Here is a 20,838-nt window from a genome sequence, read left to right as displayed (position 1 = left end):
TCTGGTGATGATGGCGAGAAGGTCACACCTGTTCCCATACCGAACACAGCAGTTAAGCTTCTCAGCGCCGATGGTAGTTGGGGCATTGCCCCTGTGAGAGTAGGACGTTGCCAGGCAATAGTAAACCAAGAGATGATTCATTCGTCTCTTGGTTTTTTTGTTAGCAATTTAATAACTAAACTTTCACCAGTATCTTATTCAAGAGTAGATAAGAATTTTCCTTTTAGCGAAGTGAGCTGATATCCTAATTGAGTGATTAGGCAACAATCCTCTGTCATTCCACTAAAAAAGCGCACCCTACAAGGTGCGCTTTGAATGTTATCGAGAAACTTCTTCTTCAGTCTTCTTTTCTGTATCGTTAGCTGTATTATTACTTGGTTCTTCTAACTCGAAAGATAATCCATCACGATCTGAAGCACCTAGTTTACTACTACCAGCTATACCTCCAAGAAGCTCTTTTACATCAATACCTGATGAAGCTTTCAGTGTTTCTTGCAAGGATGCCATTAAATCAGTAGCATAGCCAGTTACCTTGTTAGCACCGCCACCATTTTTCCCATTTCCACCAGTATCAACAACTGTGATCTTATCAATATTTCCTAGTGGACTAGCGATTTCTTTCGCATACTCAGGAAGCATTCGAATGACCATATCAAGAATGGCCGCTTGACCGTATTCCTCGAAGGCTTCAGCGATTTTTCGCTTCGCTTCAGCTTCCGCAAGACCTTTAAGGCGAATTACTTCTGCCTCAGATTCACCTTGAGCACGTTGAGCTTCGGCTTTTGCAAGACCATCTACACGTACTTTTTCTGCATCCGCTTTTGCTTGCGATTCAATTCTATACTGATTTGCATCTGCAGCAGCAATTTGTTTTGCTTTTTCAGCAATCGCCGCTTGCTCAACTGCATAACGATCAGCATCAGCCTTTTTCTTAACTTCTGAGTCGTATTGTCTTTCTCTACGTAAGATCTCTTTTTCTTCTAATTCAATTTGTTTCTGACGTTCAATGATTTTAATTTGCATTTCTTGTTCGGTTACTTCTTGTTGTGCACGAGCATTTTCTAAGTCATATGCTTGATCGGCGCGTGCTTTTGCAACATCTTGTTCACGTCTATATTCAGCAGTTTTTAGTTGGTTTTCTTTTTCTGCTTCTGCAATCTCGGTTGCACGTTCTAATTCAGCTTTTTTAGCTTCTTTAGCCGCCTCTGCTTGTTTAATTCGAGTTTCTTTGTCAGCTTCTGCTGTTGCAATATCAGCATCGCGTTTTACTTGAGCTATTCTCGGCTTACCTAACGATTCTAGATAACCATTTTTGTCTCGAACATCTTTAATGGTAAACGATACAATGTTTAACCCCATTTTAGCTAAATCTTGAGATGCAACACGTTGAACCTCTTGTGAAAACTTTTCACGGTTTTTATAGATTTCTTCAACAGTCATTGATCCAAGGATAGAACGTAGATGTCCTTCTAAAACTTCCTTTGCTTCATTTTCTCGATCTTCCTTTGACTTTCCTAAAAATTGTTCGGCAGCAGTTGCAATTTCATTAATAGTACCGCCAATTTTGATAATAGCAGTACCATCAGCCATAACAGGTACACCCTGTTCTGTATATACTTCTGGAGTCGTTACATCTATTTTACTAGATAGTAAGCTAAGTTGCTCTCCTTGCTGGAACACAGGCAGTACAAATGTTCCTCCACCGCGTATAATTTTAATTTTATTGCCTGATTCGTCGGTATGTACTGTTTTACCATTTCCTAAGTAACTACCAGTAACAATTAATGCCTCATCTGGTCCAGCTGTACGGTACTTTTTAATAAATACAGCAATAAGTGCAATTACAAGAAAGACAGCAATTGCAATAAGAATAGTCACTCCACCTAATAAATCTCCCATTAATTTTCCCCCTTAAAATATACTTAATACGGTATAATCCGTACTAGATCAAGACATCTCGGATTCTAAATCATACGGGATAACGTATAGAACACCGTCTTTAATATCCAAAATCAGTACTTCGGTTCCCTCAGGAATAGGGCTGTTTTCATAACTTGCTGCTGGTCTAGTGATCATGCCGCCCTTACCATCAATAACGATTTCTCCAAACCCGTTTTCAGGAACAGAAATAATAAGCTTTCCTACACGTCCTTTTAGCGATTCTTCGGTTAGTATAAGTGATTCTTCAGCTGATGCTAGCGGAATTAATACAAAGAAATTAAGTAATACATCCATTATTAGGGCGAATCCAATAGAAATAATGAGTATGATTACACTTGAGAAGGGTGTTATTAATTCCAATACATAACCAGATGATGAAAGGAATACTAGAAAGGCTAATATAAGTGTTGGGTTTAAGAAGGGGACTCCTTCGCTGGCAGCATCTAATACATCACCAAAAAAGATAAAAAGGACGGTTAGACAGCCAGAAATGATCAATGTAGTTAGATAAATAGTTTGGATATCAACGCCAAATAATGTCATAAGCATCATCCTATCTGTAGATTCAAAATTTCCGAGTAACTATTATACGTATCTATTGTAACTTAGGTTTCAAAAATTACAAACAATTTTTAAAAAAGTCAGGAATCTGCAAGTATTGTAGACTTACAGATTCCTGGAGATAATGAAAATAGTAGAATGCTATTTATAGTAGATTTGCTGCGTTTAGATAACCGCTTCCTTGTACATTAGGTGGTTGTCCAATATCCGTGCATGCTTGTAATAGTCTTTGTTTTACTTGATTAGGGTTTAGATGAGGTTCTTTTTGAAGTAGTTGTGCAACAATGCCCGCACATATTGGTGTTGCCATAGAGGTACCAGATAAGGAGATATAGTTTGTGCTAACTCGAGCGGCTTTGTTAGTTTTATCAAGAAAAGAACCAGGAGCTCTTAAAGAGGTAATATTTACCCCAGGTGTTATTAGGTCTGGCTTTATATTTCCATCAATTGCAGGTCCACGACTAGAAAACTCTGCTACGATATCGTCTGTACGGTTAGTAGATTCATTATCATCAGCCGCACCAACAGTTATTACTAATGGACTAATACCTGGACTTGCAATCGTTTCATATTTAGGCCCTGAATTACCAGCTGCCACACATACTACAATACCGCTTTCCCAAGCTCTATCAACTGCCTGAACTACTGGATCCTCTTTGGCGGATTCAATAGCTTCTGCGCCTAGCGAGAGGGACAGGATATCAATGTTATATTGATGCCTATTCTGCACACACCATTGAATTCCTTCTATTACAGTTGATAGCGTACCAGACCCCATTTTATCCAGTACTTTTACGCCTACTAAATCTGCCTCTGGAGCAGGTCCTATATAATTTCGATCATTGGAGGATAATCCATTTCCTGCAGCATCACCAGCACAGTGAGTTCCATGCCCGTTATCATCATAAGGATCTATTTGCCCATTAACAAAATCAACAAACCCAGTGATACGACCACTTAAATCTTCATGTGGGTGAATGCCAGTATCAACAATCGCAATTGTTTTACCAACTCCAGTATATCCTGATTGGTGTAATAGAGTTGATTGAACAGAGGAAGTTGCTGTATCGAGTAAAGCAGTTACTTCACGGTCGTAATATACTTTCTTAATCGAGGAACAGCTTTCAAGTAATTTTTCTAAATTTGCTAGAGACAGTTTGGCAGAACAGCAAGTGACAAGGGGGAACGTTTTCAAATTCTTACATTTTGCACTTTGAACTTCTTGTATTCCAGCTTCAAAGGACGTTTGTTCAAACTCGATAATGACTGGGTAGTTTTTAGTCCTTTTACGAATGGACTCTAGTGGCCTGTGTAGAAAACAGGGTACAGAGCGAAATGGTTGATAAAACTGGATTAACTCTTTTCGAAGTGTTTGGTCAAGTTTTTTTCCATTTCTTCTAACCATTTGAATGATAGAAAACCCTAGCATAATACTTCTCACTCCTTTTCAAAATATTTTTACTCACGATAGCATACGTGCCGACTAATGATTAGGAGTGAGTAATATGTACAAACCATATGAAAAGAGGCGAAACACTAAATGATAAAAGTTTGACAAATTTGTGAACGCGTTGAATAATATAAGAAAGAAGGGGGATTTATTTATGGTAAATTCTGCGAAAGTATTAAGGGCAGTTAGTATTCTTTGTGGCACATTAGTCATTGTTGGTATGCTAGCATTTTTATATGGCTATTTTGCAAACGGTTACGCAGCATTAACAGGAATTGGCATTGGTGTAGCAATGGGTGGAGTATTCATATTCATTATGGGGATTTTCTTAGTTGCTACAGAAGAAGTTGTTGAGAAAAATAAGCGAAAAACAATATCATAACAAAAGAAGCTCCGTCTACTTTGACAGAGCTTCTTTCTTTTTACATATAACCCCAAATTAGAGTTAACAGTGTACCAAATACTGTTACTAGTGCAATAGCTATTCCGTAATAAACGTTTGTGTAAATAGCCTTTTTATCCTCTGATTCTCCAGCATGCATAAAGAATACTAATTGAAGTGCTGCTTGGATAAATGCTGTAACTAACAAGATTGTTATACCCATTTCAAATGACATATCAAGGAAGTAAACAGTAAGTGCCACAGCTGTAAGAATGAGTGAGAAGACAAAGCCTATCACTTGTTTCGCTGGAAATAATTCTTTCATGTTTACATCATTCCTTTCAAGTAGATGAAGCTGAAGATAAAGATCCAGACAACATCTAGGAAATGCCAATATAGTGAGAAGATAAAGGATTTATTTGTTGTTTCAGGTGTAAATCCACGTTTTTTAATCTGTAGGAGGATAAAGAATCCCCAGAATAGACCAAATGTAACGTGGGCACCATGTGTCCCTAGAGTTGTTAAAAGAATAGCAGTGAACCCACTTGTTTGCAGGGTTGCACCAACATGATAATAGTGAATAAACTCGTAAACTTCGACACTTAAGAATGATAATCCTAACACTAGCGTAATCGCTAAGAACGCAAGTGTTGCTTTCTTATTGTTAATACGCATGGCATGGGTTGCCAGACCAATCGTGAAGCTACTAGTTAAGAGAATGATAGTTTCCATTAATACTGGTGTTATTTCGAATATCTCGGCACCACTAGGACCATTACCAACACCGTTTTCTAGTGTGAAGTAAGATGCAAAAAGTGTACCAAATAACATAATTTCTGCGCCTAAGAATATCCAAAAGCCTAGGATATTCATTTGGTTTTGATGTGTACCATATTCAAGAGGCTGCGAGTGATCAATTTTCATTATTTAGCACCTCCGTATTCTTTTTCTGTTTCTTTTATTTCCTCTTCAGAAATATAACGACCATGATCATTTTCAAATGATCGATAAGCCATTGTCCCAAGTATTCCTAGAGCTGAGACGATGACACCAATCCAAATACTAAAGACGAAAGAGAAACCAAAGATAAAGAAGAACCCAGCCAAGATAATTGGCATGCCACTATTATTAGGCATATGGATTTTTGTGATTTTATCTTTAAACAATTGGTGTCCGTTTTTCTTAGAGTCCCAGAATGCTTCTGAAGAATTGACTACCGGTGTAACAGCAAAGTTATACTCTGGTACTGGGTTTTGAGTAGCCCATTCAAGAGAACGAGCATTCCAAGGATCCATACCAACATTTCTAGGTGAATGACGGAAGCTATAATACACGTTGTATACAATAAGTGCAAATGCAATCGCCATAAGTCCTGCTCCAAAGAAGGAAAGCATATTTAAAGGACCGAATCCAGTTGCTTCAGAATACGTGTACATACGTCTTGCTTGGCCGTCTAAACCGGTAATATACATTGGGAAGAAAGCAAAGACGAATCCGATGGATAGGAACCAGAATCCCCATTTACCAATGCGCTCATTTAGCATAAATCCGAACATTTTAGGCCACCAGTACGTTAATCCAGCTAACATTGCAAATACAACACCTGGAATGATTACATTGTGGAAGTGAGCTACTAAGAACATGGTATTGTGATATTGGTAATCCGCACTTGCTATTGCTAGCATAACCCCAGTTACACCACCGATAGTAAATAAAGGAATAAATCCTAGAGAATATAGCATTGGTACTGTGAAACGGATTTTTCCTTTCCACATCGTTAATAACCAGTTGAAAATCTTAATTCCTGTTGGTACTGCAATTGCCATCGTTGTAATAGAAAAGATACCATTTACTAATGCACCATGACCCATGGTGAAGAAGTGGTGTACCCAAACAAGGAATGATAAGAATGAAATAATAACCATCGATCCAACCATTGATTTATAACCATATAAGTTTCTTTGTGAGAAGGTAGCGATAATCTCACTATAAATACCAAAGGCAGGAAGAATTAAGATGTAAACTTCAGGATGTCCCCAAACCCAAAATAGGTTGGCCCAAAGCATATCCATTCCGCCATTAGTTGATGCAAAGAAATGTGTACCAAACTGTCGGTCGAAAGTACCCATTAATAGAGCGATTGTTAATACAGGGAAAGCAAATACGATAATAACGTTTGTAATTAATGCAGACCATGTAAACATCGGCATTTTCATTAATTTCATGCCAGGTGCTCTCATTTTAAGAATCGTTACAATAAAGTTAATACCAGTCATTAAAGTACCGATACCAGAAATCTGTAAAGACCACATATAGTAGTTTACACCAACAGATTCACTAAAATCAGTTCCTGCTAGAGGGAAGTAATTCGTCCATCCTGCATCTGGAGAACCTCCAATGACAAAGGAGATATTAAATAACATTGCTCCTGCAAAATATAGCCAAAAACTAATTGCGTTTAAGCGAGGAAATGCAACATCTCGTGCCCCGATTTGTAGTGGAACAACGAAGTTCATTAAACCAATTACAAATGCCATCGCCATGAAGAAAATCATGACAACACCATGTGTTGTAAATACCTCATTATAATGCTGTGCATCTAAAAATGCATTATCTGGAACAGCAGTTTGTAAACGCATCATGACTGCATCTGCGCCACCTCGGAAAAGCATTAATAATGCTGAAATCATATACATAATTCCGATTCGTTTATGGTCAACAGTAGTTAACCATTCGCGCCATAGATAACCCCATTTATTAAAATATGTTATTCCGATAACAATGGCGATAAGTGTAAGGCCAATGGCAACCATTGATGCATAAATTAATGGACTAGGGTGGGGGATGGCAAACCGTTCAAAAAATTCCATTATGTTAACTCCTCTCGAGATTTTAATATTTGTGTAGTATCGTTCGTTTTATTAATGATTAGAATGGTCTTCAAGTCCTTCTTCTTGATCGTTACGTTCAATTTCTTCATCTGCGTCTCCATGATGGTGTCCAGCATTCTCACCTTCAGGGGCAGGTTTAAACTCTAGATGTGTTCCTGTAAACGTCATTTGTCCTAGGTGGCCAGGCTCTAATAACTCTTCATACTTTTCTTCTGTTAGAGGCTTAGCAGTAGATTGAATCTCTTCTACCCATTTATCAAATTCATCAGGTGATAAGGCTGTTGCGGTAAACGTATTTTCAGCAAAACCTTTACCACTGAAGTTAGCATTACGGCCAGCATAATCTCCTGGAACCTCTGCTACCATATTAATTTTAGTAACCATATCTGCCATTGCATACTTTTGTCCTGCAAGCTGAGGAATCCAGAAGCTTGTGATGGGACCGTATGAGTACAATCGGAATTCAATAGGGCGATTCGTCGGCAAGATAACATAGTTTAATGTTTCGATATCCTGCTCGGGATAGCTAAAATGCCATTTCCAGTTAGAAGAAGCTGCGTAAATTACCATTGGTTCTTGATTTTCGTAACCTTCTGGGATGTTTTCCACTTCGTATGTTGATTTCACAGAAACAATGGATAAGAATATAACAATTAAAACAGGGATCCCTATGATTATTGATTCTACAATAGGATTTCCTTCAATATGTGGTGGTTCATAATCCTCTTTTTGCTTGCTAGCTCGATATTTATACACGATGAATACTAGCATTGAAATAACTACAATAACGATTACCGCCATTGTAAATATGGATAGCCATATTACATTAGCTGTTGTCTCAGCTTGAGGACCTTTTGGGTCTAATACCAATAAAGGTTCACAACCAGCTAAAATTGTCGTAATCAATATAGCAAACGAAATAAATGCTAATTTAAGTTTCATTTTCTTTTACTCCCTTCACCATAATCTGGGTTGTTCATAAATTGGACAAACTTGTGTTTTTTTTCACAAAGTACCGCTACCATATCTTATTACGCTGTGAAGAATATTACAATGGATTGAGAAATACTTCACAAAATGTTCAAGAAGATTTGTCGTTTTCGTGGAAATGTCTGTAACAACGTGGTTTAGATGGGAAAAAGTGGGGGAGTAGGAAGCAATTAACCTCTTTACAACACAAAAAAAGTATCCCTATAAACGGGATACTTTTGCTCACTATAGTTTTAAAATTAAGGCCCACCTCTTGGCCGATAACTTAGAAGAAATATAGTTTCTTATCAATTACGCTAACTACGGACGGGGACTGGAACCCCGTCATATCGTAGTTTTATTCTTATATTATAGCCAAGCAGCACCTACGATGATTAGAAGGATAAATAACACAACAATTAAAGCAAAGCCATTGTTATATCCTCCGCCGTAGCCGTAACCGCCGCCATAACCACAGCCGTATCCGAATGACATTCTACATCCCTCCTAACGTACATTGTAAGATTTCAAGTGGAGTTGAAAACTCCGGAATTAAACACTATTTAATTAGTGTTTGTTAATACTATATGAAGGCTAAAGTTTATTGATTGGGATAGATACCTAGATTTCTGGGAATCGTTATAATTGCCTATAAATTAGTCAAAGGCTATTTCTTGAGCGGGTAAAGAGAGAAGTTCTTTACTTCGTTTACTTGTTTTCTTCATATACTGTTTGACAAGATAATAACCAACACTATATCCAACCATGTCTGGGTAAAAGCTAGATCCATATAAAAGTTTACTTGCTTTCCTGTTTGATTTTGGTAAATCCTTACTTGGAAGTATTAGGTCATTCCACATCTTTTCCAACTCAGTGTCTGAATAATAGGTAGTCCATGGGGCGAGGGGACGTGTACCAAACCTTTCTCGTACTGCATTTTCTGCTAAACCTTCTAATATTACAATATCAAGTAATGTATAGTTTTTTTCCTTAATCTTGTCATGGGTAAGTCTACATGAATGGTTGTATTCATGAGTAAATAGTGCTTTTATTTCTTCTTCTGTTGTTTCTTCAGATACAAAAAGGAATAATTTGTCTTGAAATGCTAGACCAGTTCTTCCGTTGTAATGCTCTCTAATCTTTCTATTGTATGAGTTTGAGGGAAAAATAAAGATGGGAATGTTTCTTCCATCCCATTCTCGTTTCAAGTTTTTCTCTTCTTGTTGGACAATGTCCCATATTTTTTTATTTCTAAGTGCCTGTATCATATTTTCCCCATTTGGTTCGGGCCGTTGATACATCCCATGACTAGTAAGTAGGGATGCAATCTCGGTAGAATTGTCATGATTAAAGTAATTTGTGAGTTTCTGAAACAATTTATCTGGAGTAGAATATGATTTTTCTAGCCATTTATCTGTTCGAATTACTGCCAATTGGTTCACTCCTCTTGTAAAAGCAAAGGGATTCGACGTTATGAGCATGTCGAATCCAAGTGGTATTAGGAATCTTCAATATCGATATACGAGTGATCTATTTTGGGTTTGCGAACGGATATTTTGAGTATGTCATTTTTAAACGAAGCTTTTACGTCTTTCTTTGGTATGTCGAATGGTAAAGTAATAACGCGCTCTTTCTTAGCGATGCTTTGTTTGTTAAACTTTAAGTTATTTTTCGTATCTTCTTGGTCGATAAATTGATAATCCTGTACACCTATTTGAACTTGATTTCCAACCAACTCGATTTCAATTTGCTCCTTTTTATATCCTTGTAGTTCTGCTTCAATGATGAAGTGGGTGTTAGTCTCTTTTACATCTACCCAAAAGGGTTTAAAGTGGAAATGCTCATTCATTTGTTTAAAGGAATGGTTGAAAAAAGAATCCATTTGTTTCATAAAGTCGTGTAAAGGAGTCATGTCAACATCGAAGCGGCTAGGTAGCTTCCTTCTAGATGGCATATAGCTCACTCCATATTTCAAAAATTTTACTATAGATTATGCGAAACCTAGTAAAAGTAGTGGGCTAATATAAGAAAATAAGGCCAGAGATTAAGTATGGACTTAATCTTCAGGCCTTTTCTGTAAAGGAAAGAATTTGCGAGAATATTTCTTGAGGTTTTTCTTCTGTTACTAAATGTCCTGCCTTTTCAAAAGTAAAAAGCTTGGCATTCGGTAAGTCTTTAGCTAACTTCTTGCCAATAACTAGTGGAACAACTTTATCTTCCTCACCCCAGAGGAGTAATGCAGGAGTCTGGATCTCCTTTAATTGTTCACTTCTTAAATCACCTTCACGATGACGTAGTAACCTAACCAATGACTTGGCAAAATTCTTGTCTTGGAGTGGTTTGCCGTATTCCTCAATTTGATCATTTGTAATTAACTTGTGGTCATAGAATACGTTTTTTAAGTTCCTCACCACGCTTTGTGAATTAATCTTTCGTTTTGCTAGGAAATGAAAGAAGGGGAGGTAGGATGAATAAATAAGGTAATTTTTTGCTCGAGGTAAGTATCCAGAGCTACAGAACAAAATTAGTTTATCTACTCTATTAGGTTCTTTTTTTGCAGTGTATAGTGCTATTTGTCCTCCCATTGAATGGCCAGCGATATATGCCCTCTTTATCCCGAAATAGTCTAAGCATTTAAGAACGAGGTTAGCATAGTTTTCAAATGAATATGTAAATGATGTGGACTTTTCACTCTTTCCAAATCCAGGTAAATCGATCGCGATTACAGAAAAGTCTTTTGTTAGTAAAGGTTTTAGTCGATTAAATGTATACGACGAAGCAACAAATCCATGGATTAGAAATATAGTTGGTTTATCAACCTGTATAGCGTATTCACAGTAAATGTTTGTATTTAGCAACTTAATATATTCTTTTGTATATTCCATTTAAATAATTCTTCACCACCGCTTGTATTGTATTTATAGTATAGACAAAATAACGGTCAAAGTTAAATAAAGAATGATTCTTCTATTGGATATGGTTGTTTAGTCCCGCAACTATTACTATATACAGACCTTACTTTCCCAACTTATTTAGGGTTAAGTGCTCATTATGATACCTCTTATCTCGAAGTATAATTAAACGTACATTCGAGAGGAGGAGTTTTATGAAGAAGAATTGGTTAGGTGGTTTTATCATTGCAGCATTAGTATTACTATTTCCAATTGTGGGAGCAGCTGCAGAAGAGGGGAAGCTAGAAAAGGTTGCAAGTAGTTCTACAACAGTATCTAAAGCGGATTATGTCAAAGGTGAGGTAATCGTAAAGTTTAAAGATAATGTTTCTGCTTCACAGAAAAACAACGCAGTAAAAAATGCTAATGCTAAAGTAAAAGCGGATGTGGATGCAGTTAAATCTCCATTTTTAGTACTAGAAGTTGGTAATGTGGATGCAGTTGTTAAGGCACTTAGTAATAATCCCAATGTTGAGTATGCAGAGCCAAACTACGTATTGAACGCAACGTGGACGCCAAATGATACGTATTTTAGCCCTAGTTACCAATATGGACTGTTTAATACTGATGCAGATTTAGCTTGGGATGTAACTAGAGGTAGCTCTAGTCAAGAAATCGCAGTTCTAGATACAGGAGTTGACTATAACCATCCTGATTTAGATGGAAAAGTAGTTTTAGGTTATGACTTCGTACAAAATGACTGGACTCCAAGTGATCAAAATGGGCATGGTACTCATGTAGCTGGTATTGCTGCTGCTGAGACAAACAATGGTACAGGAATTGCTGGTATGGCGCCTAATACAAAAATATTAGCCGTACGTGTGCTAGATGCTAATGGAAGTGGATCGTTAGCGGCTATCGCGGATGGAATTATTTATGCAACGGATGCTGGCGCTGAGGTTATTAATCTTTCTCTTGGCTGTAATTGTGATACGCAAACATTAGAGAACGCAGTTAACTATGCTTGGAATCGTGGTGTGGTTGTGGTAGCTGCTGCTGGTAATGATGGTGTACGTACAACATTCGAACCAGCTTCCTATACGAATGTTATTGCTGTTGGTGCAGTTGATTCTAGAAATCGCAAGGCTAACTTTTCAAACTGGGGTACTTGGGTAGATGTAATGGCTCCAGGTGTTGATATTGCATCTACTTATCCTGGAAATAGCTATGTCTATATGTCTGGAACATCTATGGCTGCTCCATATGTTGCAGGGCAAGCAGCATTACTTACTGGTCAAGGAAGAAATAATGCGCAGGTTCGAGCTGCTATTGAAAACACAGCTGTATATATGAATGGCGTTGGTCGCTTAGTTGACCATGGTTTAATTAATGTGAACGCATCTGTTCGTTATTAAAATACATCAAGAAAAGAGAGGAAGCGGCCAAATCGCTTCCTCTTCTATTTATTATTTGTATCCTCTTTCTTTTCGATATTTCTACGGTCTATATAAATGGTTGGGGAACGATACTCTTTCATTGCGCGTAAATCACTCCCTGCTGCTTTTACAAAAGATATCGCAAGTAAAAGCATAATAAACATAACTGGAAATCCTGCTACAATACTTGCAGTTTGTAAGGCTTCTAAATCACCGATAAACATTAGAACTAATGGTAGTAGTAATAATGTAAATGCCCAGAATAGACGATTCCAACGCAGTGCTTCACCACCAGGGACATGTTTTTGTACGACTGCTGCTAAAATGTAAGAAGCAGAATCAAAGGTGGTAGATAAAAAGACAATCGACAAGATGGTAAACACAATCACGATAAATCCAGAAATCGGTAACTGATTCAGGATTGCAATGATAGCTGCGGGTGCCCCGAATTCATTCATGTAGCTTATAACATCAAAAGAGCCGGAAAGCTGTAAATATAAACCAAAGTTTCCTAAAACGCCGAAGAACAGAATACTTCCTAGCGTCCCATAAATCATCGTTCCTAGAATCATCTCTTTGATGGTTCTTCCATAGGAGATTCGTGCAACAAATAACCCTACAAAAGGAGCATATACAACCCACCATGCCCAGTAGAATACGGTCCATGACTCTGGGAATCCTGTTGCAGGGTACGTGTCAATAGCTGCTAAGGGCTCTAGCCAAGTTGCCATATGGAAAAAGTTATCCATTAGAATACCTAAGCTAGAAAATGTTGCTTCACTAATAAAAACAGTGGGTCCAAATATGAAAATAAAGAGCAGGATAAATATCGCTAGCCAGAGATTGATATCACTTAGTATTTTAATTCCTTTATTTAATCCAGAATAAGCGCTAATCGCAAAGATCATCGTACACAAAAGCATAACCCCAGCTTGTAAAAGGAGTGTAACGGGAATTCCTGTAAAATCATGTATTCCTTCTGCAATCATAGGTGTCCCTAATGCAAGTGTGGTGCCAGCACCACCTAAAAGTCCAAAAATAAATAGAATATCAATGATGATACCAAGAGGTCCATCGGCAAGTTTACCTAATACCGGTTTTGTTGCTGCGCTAATCTTTAGTACTGGATTTTTTCTGACATAATAAAAATATGCGATTGGCAATGCCGGGAGCGTATAAATAGCCCAAGCAATTGGTCCCCAGTGAAATATCCCGTAAGTCATCGCGAGTTCTATCGCTTCCTTTGTCATTGGTTCAACACCAAATGGTGGACCTTGATAGTAGTAGGCCCATTCAATCATTCCCCAGTATAATATACTAGAGCCAATCCCAGCAGAAAATAGCATTGCTGCCCAAGAAAAGGTACCAAATTCTTTTTCGGTGCCGCGTTTTCCTAATTTGATTTTTCCATATTTGCTAAAGGCAATATAAAGCATAAAGATAAATGCGAGTAGTCCGAGAGCTAGAAAAAGAATACCGAAATTTCCGGTAATAAATTCATTGATTGTATTGATAACATTTGATCCGGCCTCAGGATAGAAAATTAATGGTAGTGATACCGCAAGTAAAACAACTAAAGCCCCTATAAAAGTAGGCCAATCAATCAGTTTGCTATTCATGCAGACATTCCTTCCTAATTAGTTACTTTCTTGGATATAGTTAATATGCTCATAAATTCCTATTTCCATTATTCTTTCCTTAAGTAGATCGATTTCTAATTTTTTCGCTTTTCTTTTTGTTTTCATTCATGTAAATTGAAGGTAAAGTTCAGGGGAGAGGAGGAGAAAGAATAATGGTTGACTATATTGGTATTGATGCAGGAGGATCATTGGTTAAACTTGCATATATTGAGCAAGGTAAATTACATACGAAAACTTTCTCTAATCAACATTTGGATGAAGTTGTTAAATGGTTGTCATTCTTGTCTCCTAGTGCTGAGCTTTTCGTTACTGGAGGAAAAGCAAGTTCATTAAAAAGTCTTACTCAGAATAACTGTCATTTCTTTAATGAGTTTCAGGCTGTAACAGCAGGAACGAAGTATTTATTAAAAGAAAATGGAGTAGTGAATGAGGAATTCATTCTCGTTAATATTGGAACGGGGACTTCTATTTTTCATGTTACTGCCAATTCGTTTGAACGTGTTTTGGGTAGTGGTATTGGAGGAGGTACCTTAATGGGTTTAGGTTATCTTATTACCCGACATAAAGATTTTCAAACCTTTATTAGAATGGCTTCAGAGGGTGATTCACGGAACAGTGACTTGTTAGTTCGGGACATCTATGCTCCTGAGGAACCTCCTATTCATGGGAATCTGACTGCTGCTAATTTAGGAAAAGCGCACTTGAATGAAGGTGCTACAAATAATGATCACCTTGCTAGTGTGATGCAATTAATAGGAGAAACTATTCTTTTATTAGCTAACCAAGTTGCTACGACAAAACAAATCTCTCAAATTGTTTTTGTTGGTGGTACGGTGACTAATAACCCTGAATTAAAAGATATCTTCATGCGATTTCGAGACATGATGTCCTATGAGCCAATCTTTCTAGACAAAGGCACTCATGCAGGTGCAATAGGGGCATTACTAAGTAGATGAAGTGTAGCCAGCATAACTAAAAGGCGAAAAAGTTTCGCCTTTTATGCGTAATGTCCACCGATTTTTTTACTGCGATCTAACGTAACGCCTGCATCGGTAAAACTGCTAGCTCGTAGAATGGCGGTTGTACCATATTTATCGCGAATGGCATCCATGACATATCCAATATCATTTTTCTTGGAACGATCTTCAAATAAATTTAATTGTGTTTCTGCTTTATCATACAGATTATCTAGCGTTACATAAACATGACGTATATTACTATGACCATCATAAAATTCCTGGAAAAGCTGCATGCAAATATGGTACATATCCATTGTAATATTAGTAGGAATTGGAATGGATCTAGAGCGTGAAAATCCACCTCCAGTTTCCTTTGAATAGGCAATTCCAAGATGGATGGTCTTACCAGTTTTATCTGCTGTGCGTGCTCTACGGCAAACTTCTTCACAAAGGTCTAAGATACAAACAGCAACCTCATCTTTTGTGTAGTCTCGTAAAAGAGCAATACCGTGGCCGAAACCTTTTTGTTCCTGCTTAACAAAATCCCCGAATACAGGACTGAGATCAATTCCCCATGCATGCCAATAGAGCTGTTCGCCCATCACACCAAACCTTTTCTTAAGATGATCCAAGTCAAATCTGGCAAGCTGACCAAGGGTAACAATTCCCATACGATTAAGATTTCGTTTCATCCTACTGCCAATTCCCCAAATTTTCTCAACAGGGTGTGGCCAAAGCTTTTCCTCGACATCCTCATATCGACATTCCGCGATACCAACCTTTTTCGCATGTAGATCCATGACAACCTTTGCTAAAAATTTATTATCACCAATACCAATGGAGCAGGTAATTCCAAAGTGATCGAGAATGTCTTGCTTGATTTTTTTAGCGATTTTTAAAGGATCGCCGAAAAGTTTTTCAAGTCCATCCAGGGTTACCCATACTTCATCAACCGAATATTGGTGGATAGCTTCTTTTGGGGCGTACTGATTAATGAGTCTTGTGATTTCAACGGAAACCTGAAGATAGTCAGCCATGTGTGCTGGAACAATACGAATAGCTGGGTCATTCGGCAATTCAAAAAAACGGCTAACATTGCTAATTCCGTACTTTTCTTTTAAAGCAGGCGACGCAGCGAGGACAATACTTCCAGATCTACTTGGATCCCCGACAACTGCTAGCATGGTTTTCATCGGATCCAACCCTAATTTAACTGCCTCTACACTAGCGTAAAAGGACCGCATATCAATACATAGCACATCATGACGTGGAAAAGTAGAATAATCCATGTATATCTCACCACCTAATAGGAACGTTTGTTCTAATATTATATGATGTTCCTAATTAATTATCAATGGGAATTTTATACATGATTAAATTAACTAGACAATTACCTTATAGGTTTAGCTTGCATATAGTGTTGTATGGGAAAATCTAGGGAGGGAAAATATAGATGTATTACTACTATCCCGTGTACTATTATCCGCCATATCCATATGCGTATAGCTATCGCCAGTATCCAGAGGTAAATCCAGGATTTTTATTTGAATCTGCTAATGAAACAAGAAAATTAATGAAAGAAGCAAGTATTGTTTTAGATAAGTTTGCAGAATCGAAAGAATTTGATAAGCAGGTGATGGCTGCTGCACAGGAATCTAATATGGATGAGGTTGAACGGTTAATTAAATCCATAGGTATCACCTCTGATGTGGACGTACAGTTTAACCCAGATGGATTACGGTTAGAATTTAATTCGAAGGTTCAGGATACAGATTGCTGTAAATTAACTGTGGCATTAAGGTGGAGATAAGGCTAAAGAAAAGTGCCAGTCAAGGAATTCTTGACTGGCATTAATATTTAAAATAAAGTAGTTGTTTTTGATTTTTGAAATTTAATGTCTCCACCAATAATAGTCATTTCAATCTCTGTATCTAAAAGCACATCAGGTTCATTTATTTCAAAAGGATTAGTAGAAAGGACGGTCATATCGGCTAATTTCCCTCTTGTCATCGTACCTTTTATTGTTTCCTCGTTGGTTGCATACGCAGTTAGTTCAGTGAAAAGACGAAAAGCATCCACCATAGATAATCTTTCATCGGGATTCCAGCCATCATGAGTTTCTTCAGGTGCTCTTCTAGTAACTGCAGCATGGATACCTAGTAGTGGATCGACTGGTTCCACAGGGGAATCGGAACCACCAGTACAAATTACCCCATTATTCATTAACGTTTTCCATGCATAGGAGAGTTCCATACGATTTGGACCGAGTCTTTCCATAACCCATGGGAAATCACTAACGACAAATCTTGGTTGAATATCGACCACTCTATTTGGCTTAGCCAATCGCTCAATCAATCCTTTCTGTAAAACCTGTGCATGAATTAGTCGGTCACGATAAGGAACAGCTGGGAACAAGTCTAGAACATCTAGGATATTTTCCAACGCTTTGTCTCCAATTGTGTGCACGGCAATTGGCATGGATAACTCACGTGCCCTCCTAACGATATCGGTAAGTGCTTCTTGATCAAACATTGCTTCACCATAATTAGTAGGCTCATCATGATAGGCTTCGGAAAGCAGCGCTGTTCTTCGTCCGAACGCTCCATCAACAAAAATCTTTACCGCTCCAATTTGTAAGGTGTCATTACCGTAGCCCGTGTACATACCAGCTTCTTTCATATCATCCAGAAAGTCATGATTAATTAATAAATTTGTACGTAGTCCAAGTTTTTCCTGGTTTAATAGTGAGTCAAAGATGTTATATGTTTGCTGTAAACCACCAAGAAAAAGTGGATCATTCGTGTGAACACTAGTTAACCCTTTTTGTAGTGCGAATTGTATGGCGGTGCGCATGGCTTGTAATAATTCCTCATAAGATTTTTGGGGGATCCTTTGCTTGAAGATCTCCTGAGCAGATTCTAAAATTAATCCAGTTGGTTGTTTCGAATATTTATCTAAAACTACACTCCCACCTTCAGGTATAGACATAGAAGAATGATACCCACTTCTTTCGAAAGCTTTGCTGTTAGCAAGAGCAGCATGGGTACAAATTCTAGTTAAGAAAAGCGGATTGTGAGGAGTAACATAATCAAGCTCTTCTATCGTAGGGATAAGTCCATCAGTAAAGAGATTTTCATCCCAACCACTACCTAATAACCATTCATTAGGTTTTAGAGTATCTGCCTTGGTTTGAATCTTTAGTAGCATTTCATTTTTTGAGGTGACGCCAGTTAAGTCAAGATTCATGAATTTATCTGCAATCAGTGATAAATGAAGGTGACTGTCTACTAACCCCGGTGTTACAGTATTTCCACATAAATCTATGACTTCACTATTACTGTTTTTCCAATGGATCAGCATGTCGTTCTGCGCTCCCATATCGATAAATCTCCCATTTTCTACAACCACCGCTTGGACAAGTGGTTTATTAGGATTAAATGTGTAAAACTTTCCGTTAATGAAGATTTTTCTCATGATGTTTCCCCCTTCGTAATTAGGAATTACTAGTATTCTATAGAATATAGTCTGAAATGGAAGCAGCTTATCAAGTACTAAAATATTAAGAACATCATACTAGTGAGCAAAAACTAAGTCAATGAATGAACAACTTACATAAAGTCTTTAGAAATTGAGTGGAAAAAGATGCTGTTTTAATCGAGATTTGTTGTAATTCGGCGATTCATCGATTATTATGTTCTTAGTGGATAAATACATAAACAAGCTATTCAACCAATCAAATTTGAATAGTTTTTTAATTGATTGATATACTTGGGGGATAAAAATGGGGAAAAAAATTCGACTTAGAAAGTTAAAACACCGAAATATAAGAATTGGTTGGAAATATGGCCTAACTGTAGCTATCATCATTTTACTATTTATTGGTTCATCAGCGTTTGTGTCGAATTCGATTATAGGGATTGGTAAAGACATTGAAGCACTAAACACGAAAAGTGATATGGCGATGAATATTTCTGAAATGGGATCCTTGACACGTAATATGAGTATATATATCGTCTCTTATTATCAAGTGCAAGATTCAAGTTTAATAGATACGTATAAAGAAAACCAGGTACAGTATAATGAATTGGCAAGTAAAGTTCGAGTTAACTTAAACTCCGAAGAGCAAAAAGAGATATTCCAACAAGTTGCTAAGAATAATCAAGAGTTATATCGAATGTTTACCAACTACATTGTATCAGCTATTCAAAATGGTAATACAAGTGTAGCAGAGTCATTTTTAAATCAGACTAATGAGCTTAGGGAAGAATCTGTTGCGTTATTAGATCAGCTTGTAGATACAGTGGATAATGAACGACAAACCGCAATTAGTAGTGCAATCGAAAGTCAAAAAGACACTTTTATAACACAACTATCTTTTTTAGCAGTATCAATTATTATTGGTGTGTTATTAGTCGTTTTCATTAGTCGAGCTATTTCTCGAAATCTCAAAAAAGTTGTTCAGGTAAGTAATCGAATAGCCGAAGGAGATTTAACCGTACCGGAAATCGATTATGTTGGAAAAGATGAAATTGGACAGTTAGCAGAATCAACTAGTAAGATGAGCACATACTTAAAAGATATCATTAAGCAAGTATCTACTGTTTCAGACACAGTTACTGCACAAAGTGAAGAACTGATGCAGTCAGCAGGTGAAGTTCGAGCTGGCTCTGAACAAGTCGCAACAACGATGCAAGAATTGGCAGCGGGCTCTGAGAAACAAGCTGATGGGGCTAGTAATTTAACACATACGATGCATCACTTTGCTGCAAGAGTTCAAGAGGCAAATGAAAATGGAGAACAAATACAACATTCGTCGGAATCTGTACTAAACTTAACAAGTCAGGGAAATCAATTGATGCAAGCTTCTGGCGATCAAATGAATAGAATTGATGGTATTGTCAAAGACGCAGTAGTAAAAGTTCGAGGATTAGATGAGAATTCAAAAGCGATTAGCCAGCTGGTATCAGTTATTCATGATATAGCCGATCAAACCAATCTCTTAGCATTGAATGCTGCTATTGAAGCAGCACGTGCAGGAGAACATGGTAAAGGGTTTGCTGTTGTTGCAGATGAAGTAAGAAGATTATCCGAGCAGGTATCCGTGTCAGTGACAGATATTACTACTATCGTGAAGAAGATTCAAGCTGAAACGACTGCGGTAACAGAGTCATTAGAAGAAGGGTATGAAGAAGTACAACAAGGAACAAACCAAATCATTCATACTCGAGAAACCTTTACAGACATTAATGAAGCAATAATGGAAATGGTAGATAGTATTAGAGTGGTTAAACAAAACCTAATCGAAATTGCTGGCACTACTCAAGAAATGAGCATTTCCATTGAAGAAATTGCAGCTATTTCGGAAGAGTCAGCAGCAGGTATTGAACAGACATCTGCATCATCTCAAGCAACTAGCAGTTCGATGGAAGAGATGGCCAATAGCTCAGAAGACTTAGCGAAATTAGCCGAGGAATTAAACACGCTGGTGAGGAAATTCAAACTTTAATTTTTATCATAAAGAATAGGTCAGCCTTGGGCTGACCTATTTTTCTATGGTTTGACAGAATTTCATGAATATTTTATAGTTAATATAAGAAAGTACGGAAAGGGTGTACCTCAAGCAGATGTTAAATTAATCCTATTTATACAATGAATTGAAAAATTGTTAAGAAAAATAAGGGGAAAAGCCCTTTTTTATGCATGCAATTTATTCAATCA

Annotated in this window: 19 protein-coding genes and 1 rRNA gene; 6 read left to right on the top strand and 14 right to left on the bottom strand. The window is 37.4% G+C overall.

Translation table 11 applies throughout. The features are described from left to right. A 5S ribosomal RNA gene (gene rrf, locus TE34_RS01280) occupies positions 1 to 116 on the top strand. A 202-nt stretch (positions 117 to 318) separates the two neighbouring features. Here rrf and TE34_RS01275 read toward each other — a convergent pair. The 3 genes from TE34_RS01275 to TE34_RS01265 form a co-directional block, all read right to left on the bottom strand. After that, positions 319 to 1,899 carry a flotillin family protein gene (locus TE34_RS01275; RefSeq protein ID WP_047983014.1) on the bottom strand — a complete coding sequence of 527 codons (1,581 nt, stop codon included), beginning with the start codon at positions 1,897 to 1,899 and terminating at the stop codon, positions 319 to 321. Positions 1,900 to 1,947: 48 nt separating this feature from the next. Beyond that, positions 1,948 to 2,484 carry a hypothetical protein gene (locus TE34_RS01270; RefSeq protein ID WP_047983013.1) on the bottom strand — a complete coding sequence of 179 codons (537 nt, stop codon included), beginning with the start codon at positions 2,482 to 2,484 and terminating at the stop codon, positions 1,948 to 1,950. Between the two features lie 163 nt (positions 2,485 to 2,647). Then, positions 2,648 to 3,931, bottom strand: coding sequence for a S8 family peptidase (locus tag TE34_RS01265; protein ID WP_047983012.1), 1,284 nt, complete (start codon positions 3,929 to 3,931; stop codon positions 2,648 to 2,650). 175 nt (positions 3,932 to 4,106) lie between these two features. On the opposite strand from TE34_RS01265, the gene TE34_RS01260 reads away from it, so the two are divergent. Then, complete coding sequence (locus TE34_RS01260) at positions 4,107 to 4,334, top strand: hypothetical protein (RefSeq protein WP_047983011.1); 228 nt, start codon at positions 4,107 to 4,109, stop codon at positions 4,332 to 4,334. A gap of 40 nt (positions 4,335 to 4,374) precedes the next feature. On the opposite strand, the gene qoxD is transcribed toward TE34_RS01260, so the two are convergent. The 8 genes from qoxD to TE34_RS01225 all read right to left on the bottom strand — a co-directional run bounded on the left by qoxD (position 4,375) and on the right by TE34_RS01225 (position 11,079). Continuing rightward, complete coding sequence (qoxD, locus tag TE34_RS01255) at positions 4,375 to 4,659, bottom strand: cytochrome aa3 quinol oxidase subunit IV (protein WP_047983010.1); 285 nt, start codon at positions 4,657 to 4,659, stop codon at positions 4,375 to 4,377. Positions 4,660 to 4,661: 2 nt separating this feature from the next. Then, positions 4,662 to 5,258 (bottom strand): cytochrome (ubi)quinol oxidase subunit III, encoded by a 597-nt coding sequence (locus tag TE34_RS01250; protein WP_047983009.1) that lies wholly within the window; start codon positions 5,256 to 5,258, stop codon positions 4,662 to 4,664. After that, positions 5,258 to 7,204 (bottom strand): cytochrome aa3 quinol oxidase subunit I, encoded by a 1,947-nt coding sequence (gene qoxB, locus TE34_RS01245; protein WP_047983008.1) that lies wholly within the window; start codon positions 7,202 to 7,204, stop codon positions 5,258 to 5,260. Before qoxB ends, TE34_RS01250 begins: the two co-directional genes overlap by 1 nt. Before the next feature lie 51 nt (positions 7,205 to 7,255). After that, entirely contained in the window at positions 7,256 to 8,167 is a 912-nt protein-coding gene (gene qoxA / locus TE34_RS01240) for a cytochrome aa3 quinol oxidase subunit II (protein ID WP_047983007.1), read from the bottom strand. 396 nt (positions 8,168 to 8,563) lie between these two features. Beyond that, a complete protein-coding gene (locus tag TE34_RS20515; protein ID WP_084710581.1) occupies positions 8,564 to 8,689 on the bottom strand; it encodes a YjcZ family sporulation protein in 126 nt (41 codons plus the stop codon). 161 nt (positions 8,690 to 8,850) lie between these two features. Then, the gene (locus tag TE34_RS01235; protein WP_047983006.1) at positions 8,851 to 9,627 is read right to left on the bottom strand and encodes a DUF2268 domain-containing protein; all 777 of its coding nucleotides are present in this window, start codon (positions 9,625 to 9,627) and stop codon (positions 8,851 to 8,853) included. 65 nt (positions 9,628 to 9,692) lie between these two features. Continuing rightward, positions 9,693 to 10,148, bottom strand: coding sequence for an Hsp20/alpha crystallin family protein (locus TE34_RS01230; RefSeq protein ID WP_047983005.1), 456 nt, complete (start codon positions 10,146 to 10,148; stop codon positions 9,693 to 9,695). A 109-nt stretch (positions 10,149 to 10,257) separates the two neighbouring features. Next, entirely contained in the window at positions 10,258 to 11,079 is an 822-nt protein-coding gene (locus TE34_RS01225) for an alpha/beta fold hydrolase (RefSeq protein WP_047983004.1), read from the bottom strand. A 221-nt stretch (positions 11,080 to 11,300) separates the two neighbouring features. Between TE34_RS01225 and TE34_RS01220 the strand changes: the two genes are divergently transcribed. Further along, the gene (locus TE34_RS01220; RefSeq protein ID WP_047983003.1) at positions 11,301 to 12,500 is read left to right on the top strand and encodes a S8 family peptidase; all 1,200 of its coding nucleotides are present in this window, start codon (positions 11,301 to 11,303) and stop codon (positions 12,498 to 12,500) included. Positions 12,501 to 12,544: 44 nt separating this feature from the next. Here TE34_RS01220 and TE34_RS01215 read toward each other — a convergent pair whose 3' ends face one another. Continuing rightward, a complete protein-coding gene (locus tag TE34_RS01215; RefSeq protein WP_047983002.1) occupies positions 12,545 to 14,140 on the bottom strand; it encodes a BCCT family transporter in 1,596 nt (531 codons plus the stop codon). A 173-nt stretch (positions 14,141 to 14,313) separates the two neighbouring features. Between TE34_RS01215 and coaW the strand changes: the two genes are divergently transcribed. Beyond that, positions 14,314 to 15,117 carry a type II pantothenate kinase gene (gene coaW / locus TE34_RS01210; protein ID WP_047983001.1) on the top strand — a complete coding sequence of 268 codons (804 nt, stop codon included), beginning with the start codon at positions 14,314 to 14,316 and terminating at the stop codon, positions 15,115 to 15,117. 41 nt (positions 15,118 to 15,158) lie between these two features. Here coaW and TE34_RS01205 read toward each other — a convergent pair whose 3' ends face one another. Further along, complete coding sequence (locus tag TE34_RS01205; RefSeq protein ID WP_047983000.1) at positions 15,159 to 16,409, bottom strand: DNA polymerase IV; 1,251 nt, start codon at positions 16,407 to 16,409, stop codon at positions 15,159 to 15,161. A gap of 164 nt (positions 16,410 to 16,573) precedes the next feature. Between TE34_RS01205 and TE34_RS01200 the strand changes: the two genes are divergently transcribed. Beyond that, positions 16,574 to 16,930 carry a hypothetical protein gene (locus tag TE34_RS01200; RefSeq protein ID WP_047982999.1) on the top strand — a complete coding sequence of 119 codons (357 nt, stop codon included), beginning with the start codon at positions 16,574 to 16,576 and terminating at the stop codon, positions 16,928 to 16,930. Positions 16,931 to 16,977: 47 nt separating this feature from the next. Here TE34_RS01200 and TE34_RS01195 read toward each other — a convergent pair whose 3' ends face one another. Further along, the gene (locus TE34_RS01195; protein ID WP_047982998.1) at positions 16,978 to 18,594 is read right to left on the bottom strand and encodes an amidohydrolase; all 1,617 of its coding nucleotides are present in this window, start codon (positions 18,592 to 18,594) and stop codon (positions 16,978 to 16,980) included. A gap of 307 nt (positions 18,595 to 18,901) precedes the next feature. Here TE34_RS01195 and TE34_RS01190 point away from each other — a divergent pair, with 307 nt between their 5' ends. Continuing rightward, entirely contained in the window at positions 18,902 to 20,626 is a 1,725-nt protein-coding gene (locus TE34_RS01190; RefSeq protein WP_047982997.1) for a methyl-accepting chemotaxis protein, read from the top strand. Positions 20,627 to 20,838 lie beyond the last annotated feature (212 nt).

The sequence above is a fragment of the Ornithinibacillus californiensis genome (genome assembly GCF_001038485.1).
Taxonomy (GTDB): domain Bacteria; phylum Bacillota; class Bacilli; order Bacillales; family Amphibacillaceae; genus Ornithinibacillus; species Ornithinibacillus californiensis.
The sequence above is the reverse complement of the archived record's forward strand: the minus strand, read 5'-3'. Positions and strand labels throughout refer to the sequence as shown.

Bases quoted from the DNA above. Each gene is read 5' to 3' on its own strand.
- TE34_RS01230 (WP_047983005.1), bottom strand. From the start codon at position 10,148: ATGCCATCTAGAAGGAAGCTACCTAGCCGCTTCGATGTTGACATGACT.
- TE34_RS01190 (WP_047982997.1), top strand. From the start codon at position 18,902: ATGGGGAAAAAAATTCGACTTAGAAAGTTAAAACACCGAAATATAAGA.
- TE34_RS01265 (WP_047983012.1), bottom strand. From the start codon at position 3,931: ATGCTAGGGTTTTCTATCATTCAAATGGTTAGAAGAAATGGAAAAAAA.
- qoxB (WP_047983008.1), bottom strand. From the start codon at position 7,204: ATGGAATTTTTTGAACGGTTTGCCATCCCCCACCCTAGTCCATTAATT.
- TE34_RS01195 (WP_047982998.1), bottom strand. From the start codon at position 18,594: ATGAGAAAAATCTTCATTAACGGAAAGTTTTACACATTTAATCCTAAT.
- qoxD (WP_047983010.1), bottom strand. From the start codon at position 4,659: ATGAAAGAATTATTTCCAGCGAAACAAGTGATAGGCTTTGTCTTCTCA.
- TE34_RS01225 (WP_047983004.1), bottom strand. From the start codon at position 11,079: ATGGAATATACAAAAGAATATATTAAGTTGCTAAATACAAACATTTAC.
- coaW (WP_047983001.1), top strand. From the start codon at position 14,314: ATGGTTGACTATATTGGTATTGATGCAGGAGGATCATTGGTTAAACTT.
- TE34_RS01250 (WP_047983009.1), bottom strand. From the start codon at position 5,258: ATGAAAATTGATCACTCGCAGCCTCTTGAATATGGTACACATCAAAAC.
- TE34_RS20515 (WP_084710581.1), bottom strand. From the start codon at position 8,689: ATGTCATTCGGATACGGCTGTGGTTATGGCGGCGGTTACGGCTACGGC.
- TE34_RS01220 (WP_047983003.1), top strand. From the start codon at position 11,301: ATGAAGAAGAATTGGTTAGGTGGTTTTATCATTGCAGCATTAGTATTA.
- TE34_RS01260 (WP_047983011.1), top strand. From the start codon at position 4,107: ATGGTAAATTCTGCGAAAGTATTAAGGGCAGTTAGTATTCTTTGTGGC.
- TE34_RS01270 (WP_047983013.1), bottom strand. From the start codon at position 2,484: ATGACATTATTTGGCGTTGATATCCAAACTATTTATCTAACTACATTG.
- TE34_RS01215 (WP_047983002.1), bottom strand. From the start codon at position 14,140: ATGAATAGCAAACTGATTGATTGGCCTACTTTTATAGGGGCTTTAGTT.
- TE34_RS01205 (WP_047983000.1), bottom strand. From the start codon at position 16,409: ATGGATTATTCTACTTTTCCACGTCATGATGTGCTATGTATTGATATG.
- TE34_RS01275 (WP_047983014.1), bottom strand. From the start codon at position 1,899: ATGGGAGATTTATTAGGTGGAGTGACTATTCTTATTGCAATTGCTGTC.
- qoxA (WP_047983007.1), bottom strand. From the start codon at position 8,167: ATGAAACTTAAATTAGCATTTATTTCGTTTGCTATATTGATTACGACA.
- TE34_RS01200 (WP_047982999.1), top strand. From the start codon at position 16,574: ATGTATTACTACTATCCCGTGTACTATTATCCGCCATATCCATATGCG.